The organism is Saccharopolyspora tripterygii, from assembly GCF_054778355.1.
In genome coordinates this window covers 301,883-327,852 of record NZ_BAAGZP010000020.1, presented here as the reverse complement: position 1 = coordinate 327,852, position 25,970 = coordinate 301,883, and the positions used below count along the sequence as shown (strand labels likewise).

The following is a 25,970-nucleotide window of genomic DNA, read 5'->3' as shown; positions in this document are numbered from 1 at the left end:
CGTCGCGAGGATGGGAACCAACCTGTCACTCCGGGTGCGTGCGCCGCGCGGTGGCGAAACGCGGGCGCCCGGCGAGGTCCGGGTGCTCCTGGACCTCGGTCAGCACCCTGCGGGCGCGCAGGAGCGCCGGAACCGACCCGCCGTGGGTGTCGTCGTGCTCGATCGCGACGCCACCGCCGGGCTTGAGGAGACGGGCCGCGCAGGCCACCACGTGGCGCACGACGTCGAGTCCGTCGCGGCCGCCGAAGACCGCTTCGTGGGGGTCGTGGTTGCGGACCTCGGGCGGGACCGGCGTGCCGTCGGGCACGTAAGGCGGATTGCAGACGACCAGGTCGACCAGGCCCTCCAGCTCCATGAACAGCATCGGGTCGGTCACGTCACCGGAGTAGAGACCGATCGGGGTGTCCCCGGCCTCCGACCGCGAGCCGGCGTTGCGCCGAGCCCAGGACAGAGCGATCGGGTCCTTCTCGACGGCGTACACGCAGGCGTCCGGGCGGACGTGCGCGAGGGCCAGGGCGAGCGCGCCCGAACCCGAGCACAGGTCGACGATCGTGGGTCGCTCGACACCGTCCACGATGTCCGCACCCCACTCGACCAGCAGCTCGGTCTCGGGACGGGGCACGAACACACCGGGCCCCACCTCGAGATCCACCCCGCCCAGGAAGGCGCGACCGGTCAAGTGCTGCAGCGGCACCCGCGCGGCGCGCTGGCCCACGAGGTCCTGCAGCGCCTGCACGACCGGTGGGTCGACGAGGGGCACCATCATGAGCTTGGTGCGCTCGACGCCGAGGAGATGCGCGGCAAGCAGCTCGGCGTCGGTGCGCGGACTTCCCACGCCCGCCGCCGCAAGAGTGCGCTCGGCATCCAGGATGGCCAAGCGCAGTGGCTGTCGGGTCACGTCGCTCAGCTTAGAGCGCGAGGCGCTCGGCGCGATCGGCAGCGAGCAGCGCGTCGAGCACCCCGGCCAGATCACCGTCGAGAACGTGATCCAGGTTGTACGCCTTGTAGTTGACGCGGTGGTCCGAGATCCGGTTCTCCGGGAAGTTGTAGGTGCGGATGCGCTCCGAGCGGTCGACCGTGCGGACCTGGCTGCGACGGGTCTCCGACGCCTCCCGCTCCGCCTCCTCCTCCGCAGCGGCCTGCAGCCGCGCCCTGAGCACCTGGATCGCCCGCAGCTTGTTCTGCAACTGCGACTTCTCGTTCTGGCAGGACACGACGATGCCGGTCGGCAAGTGGGTGATGCGCACCGCGGAGTCGGTGGTGTTGACGCTCTGCCCACCGGGCCCGGAGGACCGGTACACATCGATGCGCAGGTCCTTCTCGTCCACCTCGACCTCGACCTCTTCGGGCTCGGGATAGACGAGAACACCGGCCGCGGAGGTGTGCACGCGGCCCTGGGACTCGGTGATCGGCACCCGCTGCACGCGATGCACGCCACCTTCGAACTTCATCTTCGACCACACGCCGTCCGGGCTGTTGTCGCCGGCCTTGGCCTTGAGGGCGACCGTGGCGTCCTTGAAACCACCGAGATCGGAATCCGTGGAGTCCAGCACCTCGGCCCGCCAGCCCTGGCGCTCGGCGAAGCGCAGGTACATGCGCAGCAGGTCACCCGCGAACAGCGCGGATTCCTCGCCGCCCTCTCCGGACTTGACCTCCAGCACCACGTCGGACCCGTCGTGCGGGTCGCGCGGCAGCAGCAGCTCGGTGAGCTTCTCCTCCAGCTCGGGGAGGCGCTCGGAGAGCCGCTCAGCCTCTTCGGCGAAGCTCGCGTCCTCCGCCCCGAGCTCGCGGGCGGTCTCCAGGTCGGAACGGGTCTCCTCCAGCTCGCGCGAGGTGCGCACGATCGGCGTGAGCTCGGCGTAGCGGCGGCCGAGCTTGCGGGCGTTGGCCTGATCGACGTGCACGCTCGGGTCGGCCAGCCGCTGCTCCAGATCGACGTACTCGGCCAGCAGACCTTCGAGCTTCGATGTCTCCACGGGGGACCCTTTTCCTCACACGGCTTGCACTCCGACGATGCCGTCCCAGGTCGAGACGACCCTCACGCAAAGACGGCGCCCGCCCTCACGCGTCAACGCGGAGAGCGGGCGCCGTGGGCGCAGCTACTTCTTGCGCTTGCCGTAACGGGCCTCGAAGCGAGCCACTCGGCCACCGGTGTCCAGGATCTTCTGCTTGCCCGTGTAGAACGGGTGGCAGTTCGAGCAGACCTCAACGGTGATCTGGCCGCTCTTGCGGGTGCTGTGGGTTGTGAAGCTGTTGCCGCAACCGCAGTTGACCTGCGTCTCCACGTACTCGGGGTGAATGCCACTCTTCAACGGCTTTTCCTCTCAACTTGGCCGCCGGGTCCACGCGCCCATCGCGCGTGGTGAACCGGGACCGGAACCAGCCTTCAATTGTGCCAGACCACGGCACGCGACCTGCAACGCAGGTATTCGGGGCAGTATTCCCGGAGCCGTTCGTCGCACCAGCGCGACCGCCCGGCGCAGGAGAGCAACCGCCTGCCGAGGCCACCGCCGCACCAGATGCGCGACCCCGTGAACACCGTTCATCATTTGCCCGTGCTGTTCTGCGCTGTGCTGGGAAAACTCACGGTCAAGTCGTGGGTCTCCCTCCCCCTGCTCTTCTTGGGCAGCGCCACCGGAGTCGCAGCGCTGATCGACCTCGTGCTGTCGCAGCGCGACCTGACGCTGCAGAGCGAGCTGTCGCTGTCGGCGCCGCTGCTGTTCGGCTTCGCTGCCGGCCTCGCGCTGTTCAGCGCCGATCAGGTGCAGTGGCGCTTCCGCTGGCAGCGCCGGAGCCTGCGGTTCGCCTACCCGCTGGCGATGGTCGTCTGCGCCATCGCCCTCGACGCCCTCACGCTGCCGACGAGCGCCGCCCTGATCATCGGCCCGGTCGCAGCCGTCCTCCTCGCAGCGCTGCTGATGCGCAACAACGCCGAACAAGACGAAGCCGACTGCCTCACGCCGTGATCGGCTCCGCGTCCGCGAGCATGGGAACCTTCCTGCCACGGCCCGGCTGAGCAGTGCATGGGAACCTTCCTGTCACCCGCAGACAAAAAGCAGGGCCCGCACCTCTCGGGTGCGGGCCCTGCTTCGCCGGGAACGACGATCAGTCGTCGTCCTTGCCCGGGGTGTTCTTGGCGACCTGCATCAGGAACTCGATGTTGGTGCGCGACTTGCGCAACCGGTCCTGCAGGAGTTCCAGAGCCTGCTGCGCGTCGAGCGCGGCGAGCACCCGGCGCAGCTTGTGGGTCACGGCCAGCTCGTCGGGCGAGAGCAGGATCTCGTCCTTGCGGGTGCTGGAGGAGTCCACGTCGACCGCGGGGAACAGCCGCTTGTCGGCGAGCTTGCGGTCCAGCTTGAGCTCCGCGTTACCGGTGCCCTTGAACTCCTCGAAGATGACCGTGTCCATGGTCGAACCGGTCTCCACCAGCGCCGTGGCGAAGATGGTCAGCGAGCCGCCGTTCTCGATGTTCCGCGCCGCGCCCAGGAACCGCTTCGGCGGATACAGGGCGGTGGAGTCGACACCACCGGACAGGATTCGCCCGGATGCCGGGGCCGCCAGGTTGTAGGCGCGGCCCAGGCGGGTGATCGAGTCCAGCAGCACGACGACGTCGTGGCCCATCTCCACCAGGCGCTTGGCGCGCTCGATGGACAGCTCGGCGACCGTGGTGTGGTCCGACGGCGGGCGGTCGAAGGTGGAGGCGATGACCTCACCCTTGACCGAGCGCTGCATGTCGGTGACCTCTTCCGGACGCTCGTCCGCCAGGACGACCATCAGGTGGCACTCGGGGTTGTTCGTGGTGATCGCGTTGGCGATCGCCTGCAGCACCATCGTCTTACCGGCCTTGGGCGGCGAGACGATCAGGGCGCGCTGCCCCTTGCCGACGGGCATCACCAGGTCGATGATCCGGCCGGTCAGGTTCTGCGGCTCGGTCTCCAGGCGCAGGCGCTCGTTCGGGTACAGCGGCGTCAGCTTGTGGAACTCGGAGCGGCTCTTGGACGCCTCCGGCTCCAGGCCGTTGATGGAGTCCACCCGCACCAGCGGGTTGAACTTCTGCCGCTGCTGATCGCCCTCACGAGGCTGCTTGATGACGCCCTTGATCGCGTCGCCCCGGCGCAGCCCGTACTTGCGCACCAGGGACAGCGAGACGTAGACGTCGTTCGGGCCGGCGAGGTAACCGGAGGTGCGCACGAAGGCGTAGTTCTCCAGCACGTCGAGGATGCCGGCGACGGGCAGCAGCACGTCGTCCTCGCGGACCTCCGGCTCTCCGCCTTCGCCGCGACCGCGGTTGCGGCGACGGTCGCGGAAGCGACGTCCCCGACCCCGGCGACCGCCCTCGTCGTCATCGTCCTGCCGGTTGTCCCGGTCCTGCCGGTCCTGCCGGTTGTTGTCCCGGTCCTGCCGGTTGTCGCGGTCCTGCCGGTTGTTGTCGGACTTGCGCTCGGCGTTGCCGCCACCGCGCTGGTCGTCGGAACCGCCCGACTCGGATCCCGCGTTGTTGCGCCCGTTGGAGCGGCGCCGGCGGTTGTTGTTGCCGCGGCGGTTGTCATCGTCGCCGCCGCTCTCGCCGGACTGCCGCCGGGTGCGGGTACGCGTGGGGGCGGAGCCGTTGTTGTTCGACTCGGCCGTGGTGTCGCGCGAGGCGTCCCCGCCCTCGTTGCTGGTGCTCTCGAGGGTCGGCTGCTTGGCCTTGGCGGGGGATTCTTCGCTGCGCACCTGCGCCTTCTTCGCGGTCGAGCGGGCGCGCGGCGCCGTGGTGCCGCTTCCCTGCTTCTCCTTGATCGCGGCGATCAGGTCGCCCTTGCGGAGGCCCCCGGTCTCGATCCCCAGTTCCCCCGCGAGTTGGCGCAGCTCGGCAAGAACCATGCCGGAAAGTCCGCCGCGTCGCCGCGGCGCGCCGTTGGCCTCGGCGTCCTGCTGGCCAGCAGATGAGGTGCCTTCGGCGGCCTCGCTGCTCAACAGTTCGGTGTTGCTCACGAATGTCCTTCCTGACCGGACCGCGCCTCCTACGCGACCCAGCGGATTGCCCGCCCGCTCGTTTGAGTGCGGACGGCCGGTATGTGCTACCAGCCCTTTCGCCGGTCGGATTCGCCCCTTGGACGCAGCATTACCGACTTCGACGTTGGCTCGGGGAACCAGCAGCACCGGGCAGTGGGAGGCACCCGGCTCGCGTGGTCCATGTGCGACGCATCCACTCCGATCCACACGTGCCGATGCACGTCCTGCCGCCTCATTCCAGGAATCCCCGACTCTCGGATTGCCCCGATGGTGAACCGGGAAACTTCAGGATCCGGGTCGGCGTCATGGTCACCTTGGGAGGCCACACCGTGGAACTTAAGGCCCCCGCCCCGATATCGGCAACGGATTGGCGCCGATCGTCCCGAAGCGAACTCACTTTGAGTTGACAACTCCTGCCTCGGTCACCGCGTTCGCCAGACCCGCCTAAGTTGATCTTCGCCCTTGGCGGGGCGGAGCCAATTCACAGCGGGAGATGCGCCCCGGAAAACGATGTTCCGGACACGGCACCGGCCCTAGGCGCGGTGACTGATTGACCTTGAGGGTAGACGCCCAGTAGTTCGGGTGCAACAACCCCCTGGGCGTGTGGCGCCCTGCAGATCGAGCCGTCGACTTTCCGCGAAACGAGAACTCCGGAAAGCGGTCGCGATCTCCTCACTCGAAGATCGGGTCCGCCACACTTCCACCAGCGACTCGCACTGCCGGACCGTCGGCGACACTTCCTTTCTACCACTCCTCGCCGGACCGCCGCGCTCGGGGCCGCTGAACAGCGCTTTCCTCAGCGCGTCCAGGAGGAGACCCCGACGCGAACGGCGGCCGACATTAACCCGCGACGCGCGTTCGGACCCCTTCTCGATCGACCGGGAACTCCAGGACGGCGAACCCGCTCGGAGCGAGGGCGCGAACGTCCACGTTCTTGACCGGCAGAGCAAGCACGGTCGGCCCCGCTCCCGACACCGCGGCGGCGATCCCCTCGGCCCGAAGCGCCCGGACCAACGCGACGGTCTCCGGCCAAGCCGGCTCCCGGTAGTCCTGGTGCAGCCGGTCGTCGGTGGCGGCCAGCAGCAGCGACGGATCCCTGGTCAGCGCGTGCACGGCCAGCGCCGAACGGCCTGCGGCGAACGCCGCGTCGGCGTGCGGGACCTGGTCCGGCAACAACCCGCGCGTCAGGTGCGTCGCCGATTCCGCTTGTGGCACAAAGGCGACCGGCGCGACGTCCGGGTGCGCGGGAACGCTGACCGCGCGGAAGCGGTCGGATTCCCGCCAGGCGAGGACGAAATCGCCCAGCAAGCTCGCCGCCACGTTGTCGGCGTGGCCTTCGCGAACCGCCGCCAGGTGCAGCGCCCGCTCGGCGTTCTCCGTTGCGCGCACATCGATTCCCGCCAAGCCGTGGGCGAGCGCGATCCCCGCGACGATGGCCGCTGCCGAAGAACCCAGCCCGCGGGAATGCGGAATGTTGTTCTCGCAGCGCAGGTCCAGCGCAGGCGGTTCCGGAAAACCGAGTTCCGACAAGGTGTCGTGCACGACGCGGACGACGAGGTGGCGCTCATCGGCCGGGAGCGCACCCGCGCCCTGCCCGGTGACCGACACGGTCGCCGAACCGGCCGGGCCGTCGGTCACGCGCGCGTGCACCTTGTCGTGCAAGGACAAGGCCATGCCCAGCGCGTCGAAGCCGGAGCCGAGGTTCGCCGTCGATGCGGGAACCTCGACCCCGACCTCGCGCGCCGGGAACGAACTCAACGCAGCTCCAGCGCATCGGCGACGGCGCTCGGGTCGACCGGCAGCGGCTCGACCTCCACCATGCCCGCGAGCGCGGTGTCGGGGTCCTTCAACCCGTGCCCGGTGACCGTGCACACCACAACGGAGTCCTTCGGCAGGCGCCCGTCGGCGGAGCTCGCCAGCAGACCGGCGACGCTCGATGCGGAGGCGGGCTCGACGAACACGCCTTCCCGCGCGGCCAGCACCCGGTAGGCGTTGAGGATCTCCTCGTCGGTCACCGCCGAGAACAAGCCCTCGGAGGCTTCCTTGGCCTTGACCGCGCCCTCCCAGGACGCCGGGCTGCCGACCCGGATCGCGGTCGCGATGGTCTCGGGTTCGGACACCGGCTGGCCGTGCACCAGCGGAGCGGCACCGGCGGCCTGGAAGCCGAACATCCGCGGCAGCGAGTCGATGAGGCCGTCGCGGTGGTACTCGGCGTAGCCCTTCCAGTAGGCCGTGATGTTGCCGGCGTTGCCGACCGGCAGGCAGTGGATGTCGGGAGCGCGGTCCAGGACGTCGCAGATCTCGAACGACGCGGTCTTCTGGCCTTCCAGGCGAACCGGGTTGACCGAGTTGACCAGCGTGACCGGGTGCTCCGCGGAGGTCTTGCGAGCCAGTTCCAGGCAGTCGTCGAAGTTGCCCTGAACCTGCAGGATCTTCGCTCCGTGCACGACGGCCTGCGCGAGCTTGCCGAGCGCGATCTTGCCCCTGGGAACCAGAACCGCGGAGGTCAGCCCGGCACGAGCCGCGTAGGCGGCGGCCGATGCCGAGGTGTTGCCGGTCGAAGCGCAGATGACCGCCTTGCTCCCCTCGGCGAGCGCGTGCGTCATGGCCACCGTCATGCCGCGGTCCTTGAACGAACCGGTCGGGTTGGCACCCTCCACCTTCAGGTAGACGGTGCACCCGGTCTGCTCGGACAGGTACGGCGCGGGCACCAGTGGGGTGTTGCCCTCCTGCAGGGTCACGATGCGCGCCCCGTCCGGAACCTCCACCCGGTCGCGGTAGGCCTCGATCAGGCCCGGCCATCCGGCTCCGGACCGGGTCGGAGCACTCTGGATGTTCGTCACGTCGGTTCACCTTCCACGCGCATCACGCTGACCACTTCGCGCACAATCGGGAGCTGCGCAATTTTGTCCACTGTGGACGACAGTGCCGCGTCGTCGGCTGTGTGCGTGACCACCACAAGACTGGCCTCCGCGCCTCTGCCCTGCTGACGCACCACCGAAATGCTCACATCGTGCTCGTTGAACGTCGCCGCGACCTGCGAGAGCACGCCCGGTTTGTCGGCCACGTCGAGACTGATGTGGTAGCGGGTCGGGGTCTTGCCCATGGGCTGCACCGGCAGCTGGGCGTGCGCGGATTCGCGCGGTCCCTTGCCCTTCACCACCAGGTTCCGGGCGACCGCGACGAGATCTCCCAGCACCGCGCTCGCCGTCGGCGCACCCCCGGCGCCCTGCCCGTAGAACATGAGCTGACCGGCCGCTTCGGCCTCCACGAACACCGCGTTGAACGCCCCGCCCACACCGGCCAGCGGGTGGCTGCGGGGAATCATCGCCGGGTGCACGCGCGCCGAAACCGACTCCACGCCGTTGTCGTCGACCACGCGCTCGCAGATCGCCAGCAACTTCACCGTGCGGTCGAGGGTGGCCGCGGCCGCGATGTCGCCCGGCGTGACCGCCGAGATCCCCTCGCGATGCACCTCGCTGGCCGTGACACGAGTGTGGAACGCCAGCGACGCGAGAATGGCGGCCTTCGCCGCAGCGTCGAAACCGTCCACGTCCGCCGTCGGGTCCGCCTCCGCGTAGCCCAGTCGCCCGGCCTCGTCGAGAGTCTCCGAATAGCCGGCTCCGCTGGAGTCCATCGCCGACAGGATGTAGTTGGTCGTGCCGTTGACGATGCCCATGACCCGGTTGATCCGGTCCCCGGCCAACGACTCGCGCAGCGGGCGCAGCAGCGGGATCGCCCCCGCCACGGCGGCCTCGAAGTAGATGTCGGTGCCCGCCTCGTCCGCGGCCGCGTAGAGCTCCGAACCGTGCTCGGCCAGCAGCGCCTTGTTCGCCGTCACCACCGACTTGCCCGAGCGCAGCGCCGTCAGCAGCAGCGACCGGGCCGGTTCGATGCCGCCGATGAGCTCGACGACGACATCCACATCGCCCTCCACCAACGCCTGGGCGTCGGTGGTCAACAGGTTCTCGGGCACCTCGGGATGCTTGTGCGGGCGCCGCACGGCGACGCCGGTGACCAGCATCGGGGCACCGGTGCGCGCCGCGAATTCCTCCGGTTGGTCCTGCAGCAGCCGCAGCACCTCTGTGCCCACGGTGCCGCAGCCCAACAGCGCGACCCTGATCGGTTCACGGTCCCGGATCACTCACACCTCCAGCCGGAGCAGGTCGTCCTCGGTCTCCCTGCGCAGCAACAGTCGTGCCTGACCAGCGCTCACCGCAACAACCGGCGGCTTGGGCAGGCGGTTGTAGTTGCTGGCCATCACGTAGCAGTACGCCCCGGTGGCAGCCACCGCGAGCAGGTCTCCCGGAGCAATGTCCTCTGGAAGCCAGCAATCGCGCACCACTACGTCACCGGATTCACAGTGCTTGCCCACGATGCGGGACAAAACCGGCTCCGCCTCGGCCGAACGGGACACCAATCGGCTGTCGTAGACCGCGTCGTAGAGGGAGGTGCGGATGTTGTCGCTCATGCCGCCGTCGACGCTGACGTAACGCCGCTCGACATCAGCGCCGATCGCGACGTCCTTGATCGTGCCCACCTCGTAGACCGTCATCATGCTCGGGCCGACGATGGCGCGGCCCGGCTCCACTGCGATCTTGGGCGTCGGCAGGCCGGCGTTGTCGGCTTCCTTGCCGACGATCTCGAACAGCCGGGTCGCCAGCTGCGAGGGAGGCATGGGGTCGTCCTCGGAGGTGTAGGCGATGCCCAACCCACCACCGAGGTCCACGGTGTCGGCCGCCGCCAGCGCCGCCTCGCCGTGCTCCTCGCGCAGCTCGGCCAGCAGCCGGACCACGCGGTGAGCGGCCAGCTCGAAACCGTCCACCTCGAAGATCTGCGAACCGATGTGGCTGTGCAGGCCCGCCAGCTTCAGCGAATCGGCCTTGAGCACCCGGCGCACCGCTTCAGCGGCCTGCCCCGCGGCCAGCGAGAACCCGAACTTCTGGTCCTCGTGCGCGGTGGCGATGAACTCGTGGGTGTGCGCCTCGACGCCGACGGTGACCCGCACCAGCACGCGCTGCGCGGTGCCTCGCTGCGCGGCGATGTGGTCGAGCCGGGCGATCTCGTGGAACGAGTCGAGCACGACGGAACCGACGCCCGCCTCCACGGCCGCTGTCAGCTCCGCGACGGACTTGTTGTTGCCGTGGAACGTGATGCGCTCTGCTGGGAACCCCGCGCGCAGCGCGACGGCCAGTTCGCCGCCGCTGCACACGTCCAGGCTCAGGCCCTCCTCGGCGACCCAGCGCGCCACCTCGGTGCACAAGAACGCCTTGGACGCGTAGTGCACGGCGGACGGATCGCCGAAGGCCTCGGCGTAGTCGCGGCAGCGGGACCGGAAGTCGTCCTCGTCGAGCACGAACAGCGGTGTGCCGTACTGCTCGGCGAGCTCCCGGACGTCCAGACCCGCGACGCGGACGACGCCGTCCGGGCCGCGCTCGCTGTTGCGCGGCCACACGTGCGGGTGCAGCAGATCGATCTCCCCGGTCGTCGCCGGGGACGGTCCTGCGGTGTTGCCGGGCGGCACGACGTCGGCGTGCCGCGGCCCGGCGGGATGGGCGCGCATGTTGACAAAGCTCCTTCGCGCAGCCTGCCGCTGGACAGGCGGTGACATGGGCAGCACGGTCCCTCGCCGTTGAGGGAACCCGCCTGCCTGCGATTACATCTGTTCCGGCGCGCTCACGCCGAGCAGACCCAGGCCGTTGGCCAGGGTCTGGCGGGCGGCCTCGCACAGCTGGAGCCGCGCGATGGTCAGCGGATTGGACTGGTCGTCACCGGGCTGCAGAACGCGGCACGCGTCGTAGAACTTGTGGTACGCGCTGGCCACGTCCTCCAGGTAACGAGCCACCCGGTGCGGTTCGCGCAGTTGGGCGGCCGAGCTCACCACTCGCGGGAACTCACCCAGGGTGCGGATCAGGTCGCCCTCACGTTCGTGGGTGAGCAGCGACAGATCGGCATTCTCCACGGCTCCCCGCTCGATGCCCAGGGACGTGGCGTTGCGCTGCAACGACGAGAGCCGGGCGTGCGCGTACTGCACGTAGAAGACGGGGTTCTCGTTGGTGCGCTTGCTGATCAGGTCCAGGTCGATGTCGACGGCGGAATCGACCGACGAGCGGATCAACGAGTAGCGCGCGGCGTCGACACCGACGGCCTCGACCAGGTCCTCGAGGGTGACCACGGTGCCGGCGCGCTTGCTCATCCGGACCGGTTTGCCGTCGCGCACCAGGTTCACCATCTGCCCGATGAGGACCTCGACCACGGCCGGGTCGTCACCGAGCGCCGCCGCGGCGGCCTTGAGCCGGGCGATGTAGCCGTGGTGGTCGGCGCCGAGCATGTAGAGGCACAGGTCGAAGCCGCGGGAGCGCTTGTCCCGCAGGTAGGCGATGTCACCGGCGATGTAGGCCGGATCCCCGTCGCTCTTGATGACCACGCGGTCCTTGTCGTCGCCGTACTCGGTGGAGCGCAGCCACCAGGCGCCGTCCGCGGCGTAGAGGTGGTCGGAGGCCTTGAGCTGCTCGACGCAGGACTCGACCTGGCCGGAGCTGTGCAGCGAGTCCTCGTGGAAGTAGACGTCGAAGACGGTGCCGAAGTCGTTCAGGCTCTGCTTGATCTCCTCGAACATCGTCCCGACGCCGACGCGGCGGAAGACCTCGTGCCGCTCGTCCTCGGGCAGGTCGAGCGCCCCCGGCTCCGCCTTGAGGACCTGCTGGGCGATCTCGGCGATGTAGCCGCCGCCGTAACCGTCCTCGGGAGCGGGCTCGCCGGTGGCCCCGGCGATCAGGGAGCGGACGAACCGATCGATCTGAGCGCCCGCGTCGTTGAAGTAGTACTCGCGGGTCACCTCGGCGCCCTGAGCGGAAAGTACCCGTCCCAGCGCATCGCCCGCGGCCGCCCAGCGGGTGCCGCCGAGGTGGATGGGGCCGGTCGGGTTGGCCGAGACGAACTCGAGGTTCACCTTCAGGCCGGTGTAGAGGTCGCCGGCGCCGTAAGCGGCACCGCTGTTGAGCGCCTCGCGCACGATCTGGCCCTGGGCGTCGGCGGCGAGCCGCAGGTTCAGGAAACCGGGACCGGCGACGTCAACCACGTCGATGCCGTCCTGACTGGTCAGCGCCTCAGCGAGCCAGGTGGCGAGGTCGCGCGGGGCGACGCCCGCCTTCTTGGCGACCTGCATCGCGAGGTTGGTCGCGTAATCGCCGTGCTCCGGGTTTCGCGGACGCTCGACCGTGACCGTCTCGGGCAGCACCGACGTGTCCAGCCCACGGGCGGAGAGCACGTCGACGGCGGTGGTGCGGACCAGTTCAGCGAGCGCGGCAGGAGTCACCCTGTGAAGTCTAGGGATCCTTCGACCCAGTTCAGACGCCGGGTAGCCGCCCACTCCGTGGACTCGGTCAGGCCATTCGGCCCAGACCGGTACGTGCGCACGACCGAGGCGACCACAGGGCGTGATCGCACCGTTGTCTGTGTGTGAGAACGTGTCGTGGCGAGCATTTGCCTATCGGCACACCGCCATATGGGCAATCTCTACACTGGCGGGCGCTGTCCCCAGGTTCTGGCGAGACGAGGTTTGCGAGCAGCATGGCTAAGAACAAGGCGGTGCGCAGCGCCGCGGTGGTGAACCAACGGTCGATCCCGTGGGTGCTGGTCGCCGGGGTGACCGTGGTCGCGGTGTTCGCGTCGGTCATCTTCGGCTACGCCTACAGCCGGTGGTCGGATCAAGCGGCGACGCGCGACGCGCAGGCCGCAGCGGAGAAGGCCACCGAGGCGTTCAAACCGTCGCCGCAGAACCCCGACCCCTCGAAGGGGATCCAGGGCGTCGTCACCGGTGACTACAAGGCGCAGCAGCACGTCACACCCACGCAGCGCGTCGCCTACGACAAGAACCCGCCCTTCGGCGGCCCGCACGACGGCGTTTGGGCCGACTGCACCGGCGTGGTCTACCCGCAGCCTGTTCGCACGGAGAACATGGTCCACTCGCTGGAGCACGGCGCGGTCTGGATCGCCTACAACCCGGACAAGGTCGACGAGGCCTCTCTCGACCGCCTCAAGGTCCGCGCGCAGGGCAAGCCGTACACGATGCTGTCGCCGTACCCGGGCCTGGACAAGCCGGTGTCCCTGCAGTCCTGGGGTCACCAGCTCAAGGTCGACAGCGCCGACGACCCGCGGATCGACCAGTTCATCACCGCGCTGCGGCTGAACAACAACGGCGTGTACCCCGAGATCGGCGGCTCCTGCCAGGCCTACCCGGGCGCGTTCGACACCAACAACCCGCCGAAGTTCGACGCGAGCCCGCCCGGGCCCGACGCCGTCACCATGGACGGCAAGGGCTCGAACACGACCGCGGGCCAAATGGGGCAGTGAGCCCGTTGCCCCAGGCACGACGCGTTTCACAGGTCATCGTCGCCGTCGTCGCGGCGATCTCCCTGCTCCTGTTGGGGGCGGCACTCGGACTGCTGATCCGGGTGCCGTCCTTCGACAACTCAGAACCCGAGGTCACGCCTGTCGACGTCGGGTTCTCGCAGGACATGAGCGTTCACCACCAGCAGGCGGTCACCATGGCGACACTGGCGCGGGAACGCGCCGACGACGTCTCCGTCCGGCAACTGGCCTTCGACATCGAGACCAACCAGCGCGACCAGATCGGCCGCATGCAGGGCTGGCTGGGCATCTGGCACCAGCCGGCGCAGACGACCGGTCCGGTCATGCAGTGGATGACCGAGACCGGAAGCCACCAGCACGGCGCCGCTCCGATGCCGATGTCCGGTGGCGCGCTGATGCCCGGCATGGCCACCAGCGAGGAACTCTCCCGCCTCGGTTCACTGCGCGGGCCCGAGTTCGACGTCTACTTCCTCCAGCTGATGCTGCGCCACCACCAGGGCGGAGCGCCGATGGCCGAGTACGGCGCGACCCACGGCTCCGTGCCCGCGGTCCGCGCCCTGGCCAAGAACATGCTCGGTTCCCAGGGCAGCGAGATGGAACTGATGAAGTCCATGCTCGGACAGCGCGGTGCTCAGCCGCTGAGCTGAGCATGGGAACCTTCCGCTCACTCCGAGCGGGGAGCCACCTCGTTCACCAGGTCAGTTCCCGGCAGCGCGCGGCGCAGTCGGCCGGCTCGACCTGAAGGGTCGCGTGCTCGATCCGATAGCGCTCGGACAGCAGGCGCTGCGCTGCGGTGAGCACGCCCCCGTGATCGACGTCCGTCTCGGTCGTCAGGTGAGCGGAGGCGACTTCCATGCCTGAGGTCAGCGTCCACACGTGGAGGTCGTGGACCTCGGTGACCGACGGCAGGGCGGCCAAATCGCTGCGCATCTCCCGCACGTCGAGCCCCTCCGGCGCCTGCTGCACCAGGATCCGCAGCGCCTGGCGAGCCAGCTTGAACGTGCGGGGCAGGACGAACAACCCTACGCACACGGCGATGATCGGGTCGGCCAAGTACCAGCCGAACGCCCAGGTCACGAAGCCGCCCACCAGCACACCGGCCGAGCCGATGGTGTCGGCGAGGACTTCCAGGTAGGCACCGCGCACGTTGAGGCTTTCATCGGCCCCCTTGCGCAGCAGCGCGAACACGACGAGGTTGGCCACCAGACCGGCTGCGGCGGTGACCATCATCGGCAGACCCGCGACTTCCAGGGGATGACGGAAGCGCTCCACCGACTCGAACAAGATGTAGCCGGCGACGCCGAAGAGCAGCAGGGCGTTGGCCAGCGCGGCGAGAACTTCGACGCGGTAGAGGCCGAAGGTGCGCTTGTTGCCCGCCGAGCGCCTGGCCGCCGTGATCGCGGCCAGCGCCATGCCGACCCCGAGCACGTCGGTGAGCATGTGACCAGCGTCGGACAGCAGGGCAAGCGACGAGGTCAGCCATCCGACGACCGCTTCGAGCACGAAGAAGGCGAGCAGCACACAGAACGCGATGGAAAGCCTGGTCAGATAGCGACCGGACGCGTGGGCCGCGTCAGCGGCGGATCCGTGCCCGTGGCCGTGCCCCATCTCTTTCGCCTCCTCACATCCACAGCGGATACATAGCAAAGTATGCATGATTTCGTCGGCGGGGCGAAAGCGGCCTGAAACGTAGATCACCACCCCTCGCGCTCGTCCGCGGCAGTGACAGAAAGGTTCCCTGGCACCCTCCGGACGACGACGCCGCGATGAACACCACCGAGGCGCGCAAGCCGACCCCGCCCCGGACCCACGCCGAGCGTGCGTTAAGCTATCGATCGTCCGCAGCGACGAGCCCTCGTAGCTCAGTGGATAGAGCACTGCCCTCCGGAGGCAGGTGTCGCAGGTTCGAATCCTGCCGAGGGCACAGCAGATGGACATCCAAAACCGCCCCTGGCCAGCAAGAAGTAGGCCAGGGGCGGTTTTGCGCGTCAGCCACTGTCGGCCGGTCTCGGCCACTGCTGGCGTGCAATGAGCGTGCGGCCCTACTGCGCCGGCCAACCGAGATAGCCCTGGCAGACCATGTTCCCGCTCAACCTTTCCCGCTAGGCAGGGGAGGTGGTGGGAAGGCCGGAAGCTCTTCCCGCGCATGGCCTTCCGAGGATTACCTCGGGACGTCAGTTCACGATCAGATCTTCCGGGACCGGGTCGTCGGATTCCATCGCCGCGAAGAGCCGCAGCGCCTTCTCCTTGTCCCACCGGCTGGCCGTGGCATCGGTGACCGGAACGGTCGTCGTCACCACGCCGCCCGAGGACATTCCGCGCATCGCCCACCCCAGCGACAGCATGTCGCTCGGACCGTCCGAGTCGAGCATCGTCAACGCATCCGCACCCTCGTCCGCCAGCGCATACGCCCGGAACGGGTTGATCAACGTGGTGATGCTCGATGCCTCGGAGACCAGGGCACCGATGAACTCGCGTTGGTTGGCGACCCGGTCCAGGTCCGATCGCGGGGTCGCGTCGCTGTAGCGCATCCGCACGAACGTCAGGGCGTCCGGGCCGTTCAGCGTCTGACAGCCGGCCTGGAGGGTTTGGCCCGTCTTGGTGTCGTGCATCTCCCCGTCCAGGCACATCTCGACGCCGCCGACCGCTGCGACGAGGCCCGCGAAGCCGCCGAACCCGACTTCCGCGTAGTGCTCGATGCGCAGCCCGGTCGCCTGCTCCACCGTCTGCGCCAGCAGGCGGGGGCCGCCGACGGCGAAGGCTTCATTGATCATCGTCCGGCCCCGTCCCGGGACCGGCACTCGCGAGTCGCGCGGGATGCTGATCAGCGTGGGATCCGTCGAGTTGTCCGGCAGGTGGGCGACCATGATCGTGTCCGTGCGCTGACCGGACGCATCCCCCACGTGCAGGCCGGCCGCAGTCTCCGGGTCGAGCCCTTCCCGACTGTCCGATCCCACTACCAGCCAGTTCGCGCCCGCAGCCGCTTCCGGCCGACCCGGGTAGTCCGGAAAGGCATCGATCCGGTGGACCGACGAGTCGACGTGGAACCAGAGCCAGCCGGCGAACACCGCCGGCAGCACCAGCACGACTACCAGCAGCGCAGCTACCCGCCCCTTGCGGCTCCGCCTCGGCACCCGCCCCGCCCTACCTACCACCGGTTGCGGCTGCGCAGTCCAGTCGCGCCGGATCCTATTGGCGTTCATATCAATGAAGACGCCCCAGCTGACCGGAGGTTGTCCGCTCCGCACAACAAGCCCTCGCTGCTCAGTGCAGTGAGCACCGCTCTCCGGAAGGTGCGTCGCAGGTTCGAATCTTCCGAGGACACCGCGGGTGGGCTTCCAAAACCACCCGTGCCAGTAAGGACTAGTCGTGATGCCCGGGGAGGTTGTTCCGGTGGGTTGTCCGTGGACAGGTGAAGGCCTCTGGTTGTGAAGTGGAGCTGTCTAGGAACCGCTTCATCAACCGGAGGCCTTCGTGTCCCACCCTAACGCGACCTTGACCCCGCGGACCCGGCTGCGGCTGGCTCGTTTGATCGTCGAGGGATCCTGTTCGACAAGGGAGCCTGCTACCGCCCCCACAGCTGGCGACCGGCTGGTTCCCATGATCGAGCCAACCGACGCAGCCAGAGCCAACTTGCGTCACGGCCTCCCACCAGTGATCAGCGCAGACCGAGTCGCTCGACGATCTCAGCGACCGCGGCCCGGTCGTCGACTGCCAGGCCGTTCAGAGGCAGCGGCAAGTTGGGGTGAGCGACCAGGTCGAGCAGTTCGGCGATCGCGGAAACCACGCGAAGGCTCCCGTGACGGGTGAACAGTTCCCACAAGGGCTGCAACCGCTCGGATTCCGCGACGGCAGCCGCCGGCTCCCCTGCCAGAGCTGCTCGTGTGATCGCCAGAGCGGGTTCGGGCAGGGTTCCGCCCACCACCGAGTACCAGGCGTCGCACCCGGCGTTGAGGCCCGCGGCGGCCAGCGGATCACCGCTGACCCCGATGGTCATCGTGGCGGGCAGCATCGACCGAAGACGAGCTACCCGGGCTTCGGCCTCGCCGGTGGCACGCGGAACCCCTGGGATCTTGACCGAAGCGACCTGCGGGAGCTCCGCGATGCGGGCGTAGAGCTCGTCGGTGAAGGTGAAGTGCGTGGTGCCGGGGTTGTCGTAGACCACCAGCGGAACCGAGAGCTCCGCGGTGACGTCGGCGTAGAGACCGAACACCTCGTCGGACGTCAGCTGCTGGTAGGTCATCGGCGCCAGCAGCACTCCCGAAGCGCCCGCCTCCTGCGCGTCTTCGGCGAGCTCGAGGACGTCGCGGGTGCGCAGCGCACCGATGCCCACGATCACCGGGGTACCACCGGCGTGCTCGACGGCCAGCCGCGCGGTCCGGGCACGCTCGGCGCGGTCGAGATACGCGTAGGAACCGGTCGAACCCAGCGCGGTGATCGAGTCGACCTGCGCGGCCGCGAGCCGCTCGATCAGGCCTGTGAAGGCCTTCTCATCGATACCGCGGTCGGTGACGGGCGTCAGCGGGAAAGCGCTGAGTCCGGTGAGCATGTGTCCTCCCCACGAGGTCAGGCCGGACGAACGACGTGAACGCCCCCGCCACGCGAGTTGCGCAACGCTCCTGAAATCTAACGAAGCCTGCCGCCCTCAGCCTGATCCCCTTCATCGCGTTCCGTCGAAGACGAGCGGCGTGGTGAAAAGAGCCGTCTCGGAGCAGACCGGACCTTGTGCGGGCGTGGACCTGCTCAGGAGTCGTAATCGACCGTGAGGGCATCGCTGACCGGGATCGATTGGCAGGTCAGGACGAACCCTTCGGCCACTTCCGCCTCTTCCAGAGCGAAATTGCGGCGCATGTCGACCTCCCCCTCGGTGACCTTCGCCCGACAGGTGCCGCACACACCTCCCTTGCACGCGAAAGGCAGGTCGGGACGGGCCTTCTGGGCGCCGTCGAGGACCGATGTCTCCCGCGAGAGCGCCGTGGTAGTGCGCCGACCGTCGAGCACGATGGTGGTCTCGGTCGTCTCACCCGACGGCGGTGCGTCGACGTGCTTCACGGGTTCCGGCGGAACGTCGTCCACGTAGAACAGCTCGCGGTGAATCCGCTCGTCCACCACCCCGAGTTCGCCGAGCAGCTGCTGAGCCCCGGTGACCATGCCGAACGGCCCGCACAACCACCACTCGTCAACATCGCCGACCTCGGGCACGAGCGCCATCAGGGCGCGCAGCTTCTCCTCGTCGAGACGCCCGGTGAACAGGTCGGCCTCGCGCGGTTCGCGCGAGAGAACGTGCACCAGCTCCAGCCGCTCGGAATAGCGGTCCTTCAAATCGGCCAGCTCGTCGGCGAACATCACCGTGTCGGTGCGGCGGTTCCCGTAGATGACGGTCGCGGTGGTGGTGGGGTCCTTCAACATGGTTGCCGCGATCGACAACAGCGGTGTGATCCCCGAACCGGCTCCGATCAGAACGTGATGCCCGGAACCGGACTTCGGGCAGAACACCCCGGTAGGGGTTCCCACCTCGATCTCGTCGCCGGGACGCACCTCGTTGACCAGCCACGTGGAGAACAAGCCGTCCGGAACTTCGCGGACGCCGATGCGCGGAAGGTTCCCTTCAGCCGAGCAGATCGAGTACGACCGCCGCTCCTCCCGCCCGTCGATCATCCGACGCAACGTCAGCGACTGACCTGCCCTGAAGGCGTAGGTGCCGTCGAGCTCCGGAGGCACCGCGAAGGTGACCGCGACCGCGTCGTCGCACAAGCGGCTGATCTCGGCCACCGTCAACGTGTGGAACTCGCCCCGGACCCGGGACTGGGTAGACGCGGTCACCTCAGATCTCCTTGACATGTTCGAACGGTTCAGCGCACGCGAGGCAGCGGCGCATCGCCTTGCACGCCGTGGCACCGAATTCCGACAGCAGTTGGGTGTCCGCCGCGCCGCAGTGCGGGCAGGTGACCTGCCGCTCAGGCGGGTTCAGGGTCAACGGGACCGGCCCGGGGTCGCGTGCGGGGGCTCCCCCCGGCGGCGCGATGCCGGCCTCGGCGAGCTTGCGGCGGCCCCGCTCGCTGATCCAGTCCGAACTCCACGGCGGCTGCAGCACAGTGCTCACCTCGACGCTGGCGTAGCCGGCTCCCTGCAGCGCGTGGACGAGGTCGTCGCGCATCGTGTCCATGGCGGGGCAGCCGGTGTAGGTGGGCGTGATGGACACCTTCACCGCACCGTCCCGTTCGGACACCTCGCGGAGCACCCCGAGGTCGGCGAGCGTCAGCATCGGCAGCTCGGGGTCGCACACGGTCTCGGCGACGGCCCTGGCGGTCACCACGTCGCCTCCGGGTGTGCGCGCGCGACGCTCTGCAGCTCCGCGACGAGGTATCCCATGGCCTCCGTGTGGCGCCCGTGCCGCCCGGTGCCGCCGGCCACTCCTGCCTTGCCGGCGACCCCCGGGAATTCCAAGGTCGCGGCTTGCAGGACGTGCGCCAGCACCGCGTCGAATTCCTCCCGCACGGCGGCCGGGTCGACTGCGATGCCGGGCTCCGCCAGGCGGGCCTCGATGTCGTGGGCGACGAACATCTCGTCCACGTACGGCCAGACCGCGGTCAAGGCCGCCTGCATGCGCTCGCGGGAGAAGGCGGTGCCGTCACCGAGCCGAACCGCCCACTGAGCGGCGTAGTCGCGGTGGTAGGTCAGTTCCTTCACGCCCTTGTTCGCGATGGCTGCGAGAACCGGGTCGCCAGAGCTGGTCAGGCGCTGCAGCAGAGCGAGCCGCCAAGTGGACATCAGCAGCAGGACCGCGATGAGGTGTGCGAAGTCGCCGCGTTCCACCTCGGCGAGCCGGACGTTGCGGAATTGGTTCTCATCGCGGAAGAACGCGAAGTCGTCCTCGCCGCGACCGCTGCCGTCGGCCTTCCCCGCCCGCGCCAGCAGCAACCTGGCCTGGCCGAGCAGATCCAAGCCGATGTTGGCGATCGCGACCTCGTCTTCGAGCTCAGGGGCGAAGGTGCACCACTGCTGCAGCCGGTGGGAGAGGACCAGCGCGTCGTCGCCCAGCATCAGGCAGTACTCAGCCAGGTCCGCACCATCCACACCGGACGGAACTGAGGTGTCGACACCGGCAAGCGGATCTTTGAACCCGGTCCCGAAAGCCCAGCGCGAATCGTCGTGCGCATCGATGAGCGCCTCGTAGGCGTTGTCAAAGGACATCGTCGGCTCACATGTGGGGAACGTTGTCGGGAATGTCGTAGAAGGTCGGGTGCCGGTACACCTTGTCCCCGGCGGGCGCGAAGAAGGGATCCTTCTCATCAGGGCTGGACGCCGTGATCGCGGAGGCCTTCACCACCCAGATGCTCACGCCTTCGTTGCGCCGCGTGTAGAGGTCACGCGCGTGGTGGACGGCCATCTCGTCGTCGGCGGCCCGAAGGGAACCGACGTGCACGTGGTTCAAGCCTCGCTTGCCCCGCACGAAAACCTCGTAGAGCGGCAGTTCGGTGCGGCTCATGCCTTCGCCTCCGTCATCTTGCGGGCGTGCGCAGCGGCAGCCTCGCGGACCCAGGCACCGTCCTCGTGCGCCTGACGCCGCCGGGCGACTCGTTCGGTGTTGCAGGGGCCGTTCCCCTTGATAACCTGCTTGAGCTCATCCCAGTCGACCGGGCCGAAGTCGTAGTGCTCGCGCTCGGCGTTCCACTTCAGCTCGGGGTCGGGCAGAGTCACACCGAGTGCCTCGGCCTGCGGCACGGTCATGTCGACGAAGCGCTGCCGCAGCTCATCGTTGGTGTGCCGCTTGATCTTCCAGAGCATCGACTGCTCGGTGTGCGACGACTCGGCATCCGGCGGACCGAACATCATCAGCGACGGCCACCAGAAGCGGTTCACCGCGTCCTGGACCATGTCCCGCTGCGCTTGGGTTCCCTTCATCATCGTCATCAGCAGCTCGTAGCCTTGCCTCTGGTGGAAGGACTCCTCCTTGCAGATCCGGATCATCGCCCGCGCGTAAGGGCCGTAGCTGGAACGGCACAGAGGCACCTGGTTGCAGATCGCGGCGCCGTCGACGAGCCAGCCGATCACGCCGACGTCGGCGAACGACAGCGTCGGGTAGTTGAAGATCGACGAGTACTTCTGCCGACCGCTGACCAGCTTCTCGGTGAGCTCCTGACGATCACCACCGAGCGTTTCGGCCGCCGAGTACAGGTAGAGCCCGTGCCCAGCCTCGTCCTGCACCTTGGCCAGCAAGATCGCCTTGCGCCGCAGCGAAGGCGCCCTCGTGATCCAGTTGCCTTCCGGCTGCATGCCGATGACCTCGGAATGCGCGTGCTGGGCGATCTGACGGACCATCGTCTTGCGATAGCCCTCGGGCAGCCAGTCCCGGGGCTCGATCCGCTGGTCCTTGTCGATGGTGCGCTCGAAGTGCTGCTCGAGCTCCTCGTCGGACAACGTCGTGGTCATCACTTCTCCTTGGCCACCAGGGTGAGCACGTCGTACTTGGCGACGGAATCGTGGTCCTGGTTGGTGACGTCGGCGTCCCAGCGGACCTCGCCGTAGTCGGCGTTCTCGCGGGGCGTGATCTGCTTGCACGTCAAGGTCACGGTCAGTTCGTCACCGGGCTTGACGGGCGTGAGGAACCGCAGGTTCTCGAGTCCGTAGTTGGCGAGCACGGGGCCCGGTTCCGGTGACACGAACAGGCCCGCCGCGAAGGACACGACCAGGTACCCGTGCGCGACGATTCCGCCGAACAGCGGGTTCTCGCGGGCAGCGCCCTCGTCGGTGTGCGCATAGAAGGTGTCGCCGGTGAACTCGGCGAAGTGGGCGACGTCGGCATCGGTGACCGCGCGAGGGCCCGCCACCACAGCATCACCGACCTTCAGCTCGGCCAAGGACTTGCGGAAGGGGTGGACGTCACCTTCTGAACGAGGGGCACCTTCCACCCATCGCCCGGTGACCTGGGACAGCACTTCGGGGCTGGCCTGGACCGCGGTGCGCTGCATGTGGTGGAGCACGCCGCGGATTCCACCCATCTCCTCGCCACCACCGGCGCGGCCGGGTCCACCGTGAACGAGGGCCGGCATCGGCGAACCGTGGCCGGTGGACTCCTTCGCATCATCGGCGTTGAGCACCAGCAGACGGCCGTGCCAAGGTGCGGCACCGAGCACCACGTCGCGGGCGAACTGCGCATCACCGCTGACCACCGAACCCGCGAGGCTGCCGTTCCCGCGCGCCGCGTAGTCGACGACCTGCTCCACCGAGTTGTAGGGCATCAGAGTCGACACCGGCCCGAACGCCTCGACCTCGTGCGGCTCCGCCCGATCGGCATCCGCCTTGAGCAGAACCGGTGAGATGAAGGCGCCCTTCTCCGCATCGGCGTCGACGACATCGACCTGGCCGGGATCACCGAAGACGATGTTCCCGGCTCCTTGCAGGGCTTTCAGCGAGCGCCGGACCTCTTCGCGCTGCTCGATGCTCGCCAGCGCTCCCATTCGCACGTCGCTGTTGGCGGGGTTGCCGACCTTGATCTTCGCCAACCGCTCGGCGGCCGCTTCGGCGACGTCATCGATCAACTCGGCGGGCACGAAGGCGCGCCGGATCGCGGTGCACTTCTGCCCGGCCTTAACTGTCATCTCGGTGACCAGCTGCTTGACGTAGAGGTCGAACTCCGCGGTGCCTGGTGTGGCGTCCGGGCCGAGGATCGAGCAGTTGAGCGAGTCCGCCTCGGCGTTGAAGCGCACGGAGTTGCGCACGATGGCCGGGTGGGCGCGCAGCTTCTGCGCCGTGGAGGCCGAACCGGTGAACGACACCAGGTCCTGACCGGTGACGTGGTCGAGGAGATCGCCCGCGCTCCCGCTGATGAGCTGGAGCGTCCCCTCGGGGATGAGCCCCGAGCCGACGATCAGCTCAACGAGCTTCTCGGTGAGGTAGGCGGTCTGGCTGGCTGGTTTGACCAAGCTCGGCACACCAGCGAGGAAGGCGGGGGCGAACTTCTCCAGCGGACCCCAGGCCGGGAAGTTGAAGGCGTTGATCTGGACCGCGACCCCTCGCAGCGGCGTCGCGATGTGCTGACCGAGGAACGTGCCACCCTTGCTGAGGGGCTCCACGCTCCCGTCGACGTAGACGGTGTCGTTGGGAAGCTCACGCCTGCCCTTGCTGGAGTAGGCGAAGAGAACCCCGATCCCCCCGTCGATGTCGAACTGGGAGTCCCCAGCGGTGGCGCCGGTCTTGGCCGAGAGCTCGTAGAGCTCTTCGCGGTGCTCGCGGAGATGCGAGGCCAGCGCCTTGAGCAGGGCCGCGCGCTGGTGGAAGGTCAGTCCCCGCAGCGCCGGGCCACCGACTTGGCGGCCGTGGTCGAGCGCGGCGGCCATGTCGATGCCTGCGGAGGAGATGCGCGCGACTTCGGCTCCTGTGACGGCGTCGTGCAGTGGCGCGCCTTCGCCCTCGCCCACCTGCCAGCCGCCGCTGGCGTAGCTTCGCAGAACCTTGCTCGCTTCCTGAGCCATCGCGCCTCGCCTCTCCGAATAACTAACCGAACGGTCGGGAAATAATGCTAGCGCGACCGGCCGGAGAACGAAAGCGTCAAAGGTTCCCTTCCCCCGCTCAGCGGCACTCCACCCGCCGACGCGACCAGGGCTTCACGGCCGCCAGGGGTTCCGCCTACGCCTACGCTGGCCATCTAGGGCGCAAGCGGAATCGACGACCTCACGCCGCACTGCCGGGGGGAATTCATCCACATCCGCGACCCTTGACATCCGCGTGCGCGCTGCTTTTACTTGGGCGGATTTATTTACCGTCCATTCGGTCAGTAAGCAAGGCGGTGGGACCCGGTGTCATCCTCGACGAACCGACTCAGCGACTCCGCGCGGTCGATGCTCCAATCCGATGCCGCTTCGGCGTCGCTGGGCATCGACGTGACCGCCGCTCACGACGGCAACGCGGTAGCCCGGATGAAGGTGACCGAACAGATGGTCAACGGGCACGACATCACCCACGGCGGCTACGTCTTCCTGCTCGCCGACACGACCTTCGCGGCCGCGTGCAACAGCCACGGCCCAGTCACGGTCGCCGCAGGAGCCGAGATCTCGTTCGTCACGAGCGCACACCTCGGCGACGAACTGGTGGCGACCGCGCAAGAACGAACTCGATATGGCCGCAACGGCATCTACGACGTCACGGTGCACAGGTCCACCCCCACCGGACCTGAGGTCGTCGCGGAGTTCCGCGGCCGGAGCCGGACCATCGGCCAGATCAAGCGTTGAGGAGTCCCCCCATGACGACCACGCACAACGAGGTGCCGAGCGCGCGAAGGCTGGGCGCCGCTCCCCCGGCGGACGACCTCTCGTCGGCCGAACGGCTGAGCACTGACGAGCTCCGCGCCCGGCAGCTGGAGCGCTTGCAGTGGACGCTGCACCACGCGTACGCGAACGTTCCCTTCTACCGCAGGAAGTTCGACGAGGCCGGTGTCCACCCGGATGACTGCCGGGAACTGAGCGATCTCGAGAAGTTCCCCTTCACCACCAAACAAGACCTGCGCGACAACTACCCGTTCGGGATGTTCGCGGTCCCGCAGGACCAGGTGCGCCGGGTGCACGCCTCCAGCGGCACGACCGGGAAACCTACCGTGGTCGGCTACACCGAGTCCGATCTCGACGCATGGGCGACTGTGGTCGCGAGGTCGATCTTCGCCGCAGGCGGACGTCCCGGCCACAAGGTGCACATCTCCTACGGGTACGGCTTGTTCACCGGCGGTCTCGGCGCCCATTACGGCGCCGAGAAGCTGGGAGCGACCGTCATCCCAGCCTCAGGTGGCATGACCGCGCGACAAGCGCAGATCATCAACGACTTCCGTCCCGAGATCATCATGGTGACGCCGTCCTACATGCTCACGCTCCTCGACGAGTTCGAGCGTCAGGGGATCGATCCCCGCAGCACCTCGCTCAAGGTCGGGATCTTCGGAGCCGAACCGTGGACCGAGCAGATGCGCCGAGAGATCGAGGAGCGCGCCGACATCGACGCGGTCGACATCTACGGTCTGTCCGAGGTGATGGGACCCGGCGTGGCGCAGGAAGCGGTCGAGACCAAGGACGGCCTGCACATCTGGGAAGACCACTTCTACCCCGAGGTCATCGATCCGATCGATGATGTGCCCCTGCCCGGCGGGACGACCGGAGAGCTGCTGTTCACGTCGCTGACCAAGCAGGCTCTTCCGATCATCCGGTACCGGACCCGCGACCTCACAGCGTTGCGCCCCGGCACTGCACGGCCGGCCTTCCGGCGCATGGACAAGGTCACCGGCCGCAGCGACGACATGATCATCCTGCGCGGGGTCAACATCTTCCCCACTCAGATCGAGGAGATCGTGCTCGACACCGCCGACCTGTCCCCGCACTTCCAGCTCAGGCTCACCCGCCAGGACCGGATGGACCGCCTGACCGTGCTGGTCGAGGCGCTTCCTGAAACGGCGCCGGAACGGCGCGGGCAGGCTTCGGCGGAGATCGCCGATCGGGTCAAGGACGGCGTGGGCGTGAGCGTGGGGGTGGAGATCGTCGATCCCGGTTCCCTCGAACGCTCGGTCGGCAAGCTTCGCCGCGTCATCGACCAACGCCCTCGCGACTGAGACGACTTGC

At 68.4% G+C, this 25,970-nt stretch carries 23 protein-coding genes and 1 tRNA gene; 6 read left to right on the top strand and 18 right to left on the bottom strand.

Features of this window, described 5'->3' with window-relative positions:
• Nucleotides 1-25 precede the first annotated feature (25 nt).
• The 3 genes from prmC to rpmE form a co-directional block, all read right to left on the bottom strand.
• Nucleotides 26-898, bottom strand: coding sequence for a peptide chain release factor N(5)-glutamine methyltransferase (gene prmC, locus ACYVF3_RS17435; protein WP_461155280.1), 873 nt, complete (start codon nucleotides 896-898; stop codon nucleotides 26-28).
• 10 nt (nucleotides 899-908) lie between these two features.
• Nucleotides 909-1,976 carry a peptide chain release factor 1 gene (gene prfA / locus ACYVF3_RS17430; protein WP_461155279.1) on the bottom strand — a complete coding sequence of 356 codons (1,068 nt, stop codon included), beginning with the start codon at nucleotides 1,974-1,976 and terminating at the stop codon, nucleotides 909-911.
• Nucleotides 1,977-2,099: 123 nt separating this feature from the next.
• Nucleotides 2,100-2,312, bottom strand: a complete 213-nt coding sequence (rpmE, locus tag ACYVF3_RS17425; RefSeq protein ID WP_145737802.1) for a 50S ribosomal protein L31 — start codon at nucleotides 2,310-2,312, stop codon at nucleotides 2,100-2,102.
• Nucleotides 2,313-2,555: 243 nt separating this feature from the next.
• Between rpmE and ACYVF3_RS17420 the strand changes: the two genes are divergently transcribed.
• The gene (locus tag ACYVF3_RS17420; protein ID WP_461155278.1) at nucleotides 2,556-2,966 is read left to right on the top strand and encodes a hypothetical protein; all 411 of its coding nucleotides are present in this window, start codon (nucleotides 2,556-2,558) and stop codon (nucleotides 2,964-2,966) included.
• Nucleotides 2,967-3,105: 139 nt separating this feature from the next.
• Here the strand turns inward: ACYVF3_RS17420 and rho are convergent, their stop codons facing one another.
• The 6 genes from rho to argS form a co-directional block, all read right to left on the bottom strand.
• The gene (gene rho, locus ACYVF3_RS17415) at nucleotides 3,106-4,977 is read right to left on the bottom strand and encodes a transcription termination factor Rho (RefSeq protein ID WP_461155277.1); all 1,872 of its coding nucleotides are present in this window, start codon (nucleotides 4,975-4,977) and stop codon (nucleotides 3,106-3,108) included.
• An 861-nt stretch (nucleotides 4,978-5,838) separates the two neighbouring features.
• The gene (thrB, locus tag ACYVF3_RS17410) at nucleotides 5,839-6,756 is read right to left on the bottom strand and encodes a homoserine kinase (protein ID WP_461155276.1); all 918 of its coding nucleotides are present in this window, start codon (nucleotides 6,754-6,756) and stop codon (nucleotides 5,839-5,841) included.
• On the bottom strand, nucleotides 6,753-7,841 hold the full coding sequence (gene thrC / locus ACYVF3_RS17405; RefSeq protein WP_461155275.1) for a threonine synthase: 1,089 nt from the start codon (nucleotides 7,839-7,841) through the stop codon (nucleotides 6,753-6,755). Before thrC ends, thrB begins: the two co-directional genes overlap by 4 nt.
• Entirely contained in the window at nucleotides 7,838-9,142 is a 1,305-nt protein-coding gene (locus tag ACYVF3_RS17400) for a homoserine dehydrogenase (protein WP_461155274.1), read from the bottom strand. The genes thrC and ACYVF3_RS17400 overlap by 4 nt, the downstream gene beginning before the upstream one ends.
• Nucleotides 9,143-10,561, bottom strand: coding sequence for a diaminopimelate decarboxylase (gene lysA, locus ACYVF3_RS17395; protein ID WP_461155273.1), 1,419 nt, complete (start codon nucleotides 10,559-10,561; stop codon nucleotides 9,143-9,145).
• 93 nt (nucleotides 10,562-10,654) lie between these two features.
• Nucleotides 10,655-12,316 (bottom strand): arginine--tRNA ligase, encoded by a 1,662-nt coding sequence (gene argS / locus ACYVF3_RS17390; protein WP_461155272.1) that lies wholly within the window; start codon nucleotides 12,314-12,316, stop codon nucleotides 10,655-10,657.
• 254 nt (nucleotides 12,317-12,570) lie between these two features.
• Between argS and ACYVF3_RS17385 the strand changes: the two genes are divergently transcribed.
• Together ACYVF3_RS17385 and ACYVF3_RS17380 are read left to right on the top strand one after the other, a co-directional pair.
• The gene (locus ACYVF3_RS17385; protein ID WP_461155271.1) at nucleotides 12,571-13,353 is read left to right on the top strand and encodes a DUF3105 domain-containing protein; all 783 of its coding nucleotides are present in this window, start codon (nucleotides 12,571-12,573) and stop codon (nucleotides 13,351-13,353) included.
• The gene (locus ACYVF3_RS17380; protein ID WP_461155270.1) at nucleotides 13,350-14,018 is read left to right on the top strand and encodes a DUF305 domain-containing protein; all 669 of its coding nucleotides are present in this window, start codon (nucleotides 13,350-13,352) and stop codon (nucleotides 14,016-14,018) included. The genes ACYVF3_RS17385 and ACYVF3_RS17380 overlap by 4 nt, the downstream gene beginning before the upstream one ends.
• 43 nt (nucleotides 14,019-14,061) lie before the next feature.
• Here ACYVF3_RS17380 and ACYVF3_RS17375 read toward each other — a convergent pair whose 3' ends face one another.
• Complete coding sequence (locus ACYVF3_RS17375; protein WP_461155269.1) at nucleotides 14,062-14,979, bottom strand: cation diffusion facilitator family transporter; 918 nt, start codon at nucleotides 14,977-14,979, stop codon at nucleotides 14,062-14,064.
• Nucleotides 14,980-15,222: 243 nt separating this feature from the next.
• On the opposite strand from ACYVF3_RS17375, the gene ACYVF3_RS17370 reads away from it, so the two are divergent.
• Nucleotides 15,223-15,295, top strand: a tRNA-Arg gene (locus ACYVF3_RS17370).
• Between the two features lie 250 nt (nucleotides 15,296-15,545).
• Here ACYVF3_RS17370 and ACYVF3_RS17365 read toward each other — a convergent pair.
• From ACYVF3_RS17365 to paaZ, 8 genes are all read right to left on the bottom strand, one after another.
• A complete protein-coding gene (locus tag ACYVF3_RS17365) occupies nucleotides 15,546-16,505 on the bottom strand; it encodes an LCP family protein (protein WP_461155268.1) in 960 nt (319 codons plus the stop codon).
• Between the two features lie 524 nt (nucleotides 16,506-17,029).
• Nucleotides 17,030-17,920: a dihydrodipicolinate synthase family protein gene (locus ACYVF3_RS17360; RefSeq protein ID WP_461155267.1), complete on the bottom strand. Its 891-nt coding sequence runs from the start codon at nucleotides 17,918-17,920 to the stop codon at nucleotides 17,030-17,032.
• A 194-nt stretch (nucleotides 17,921-18,114) separates the two neighbouring features.
• Entirely contained in the window at nucleotides 18,115-19,212 is a 1,098-nt protein-coding gene (gene paaE / locus ACYVF3_RS17355; RefSeq protein WP_461155266.1) for a 1,2-phenylacetyl-CoA epoxidase subunit PaaE, read from the bottom strand.
• The gene (gene paaD / locus ACYVF3_RS17350; RefSeq protein WP_461155265.1) at nucleotides 19,196-19,687 is read right to left on the bottom strand and encodes a 1,2-phenylacetyl-CoA epoxidase subunit PaaD; all 492 of its coding nucleotides are present in this window, start codon (nucleotides 19,685-19,687) and stop codon (nucleotides 19,196-19,198) included. Before paaD ends, paaE begins: the two co-directional genes overlap by 17 nt.
• Nucleotides 19,681-20,565, bottom strand: coding sequence for a 1,2-phenylacetyl-CoA epoxidase subunit PaaC (gene paaC / locus ACYVF3_RS17345; protein WP_461155264.1), 885 nt, complete (start codon nucleotides 20,563-20,565; stop codon nucleotides 19,681-19,683). Before paaC ends, paaD begins: the two co-directional genes overlap by 7 nt.
• A gap of 7 nt (nucleotides 20,566-20,572) precedes the next feature.
• Nucleotides 20,573-20,860 carry a 1,2-phenylacetyl-CoA epoxidase subunit PaaB gene (paaB, locus tag ACYVF3_RS17340; RefSeq protein WP_461155263.1) on the bottom strand — a complete coding sequence of 96 codons (288 nt, stop codon included), beginning with the start codon at nucleotides 20,858-20,860 and terminating at the stop codon, nucleotides 20,573-20,575.
• On the bottom strand, nucleotides 20,857-21,804 hold the full coding sequence (paaA, locus tag ACYVF3_RS17335; RefSeq protein ID WP_461155262.1) for a 1,2-phenylacetyl-CoA epoxidase subunit PaaA: 948 nt from the start codon (nucleotides 21,802-21,804) through the stop codon (nucleotides 20,857-20,859). Before paaA ends, paaB begins: the two co-directional genes overlap by 4 nt.
• On the bottom strand, nucleotides 21,804-23,846 hold the full coding sequence (paaZ, locus tag ACYVF3_RS17330) for a phenylacetic acid degradation bifunctional protein PaaZ (protein ID WP_461155261.1): 2,043 nt from the start codon (nucleotides 23,844-23,846) through the stop codon (nucleotides 21,804-21,806). Before paaZ ends, paaA begins: the two co-directional genes overlap by 1 nt.
• Before the next feature lie 366 nt (nucleotides 23,847-24,212).
• Here paaZ and paaI point away from each other — a divergent pair, with 366 nt between their 5' ends.
• Complete coding sequence (gene paaI, locus ACYVF3_RS17325) at nucleotides 24,213-24,602, top strand: hydroxyphenylacetyl-CoA thioesterase PaaI (RefSeq protein WP_461155260.1); 390 nt, start codon at nucleotides 24,213-24,215, stop codon at nucleotides 24,600-24,602.
• Nucleotides 24,603-24,613: 11 nt separating this feature from the next.
• Complete coding sequence (gene paaK, locus ACYVF3_RS17320; protein ID WP_461155259.1) at nucleotides 24,614-25,960, top strand: phenylacetate--CoA ligase PaaK; 1,347 nt, start codon at nucleotides 24,614-24,616, stop codon at nucleotides 25,958-25,960.
• The last annotated feature ends 10 nt before the right edge of the window (nucleotides 25,961-25,970 follow it).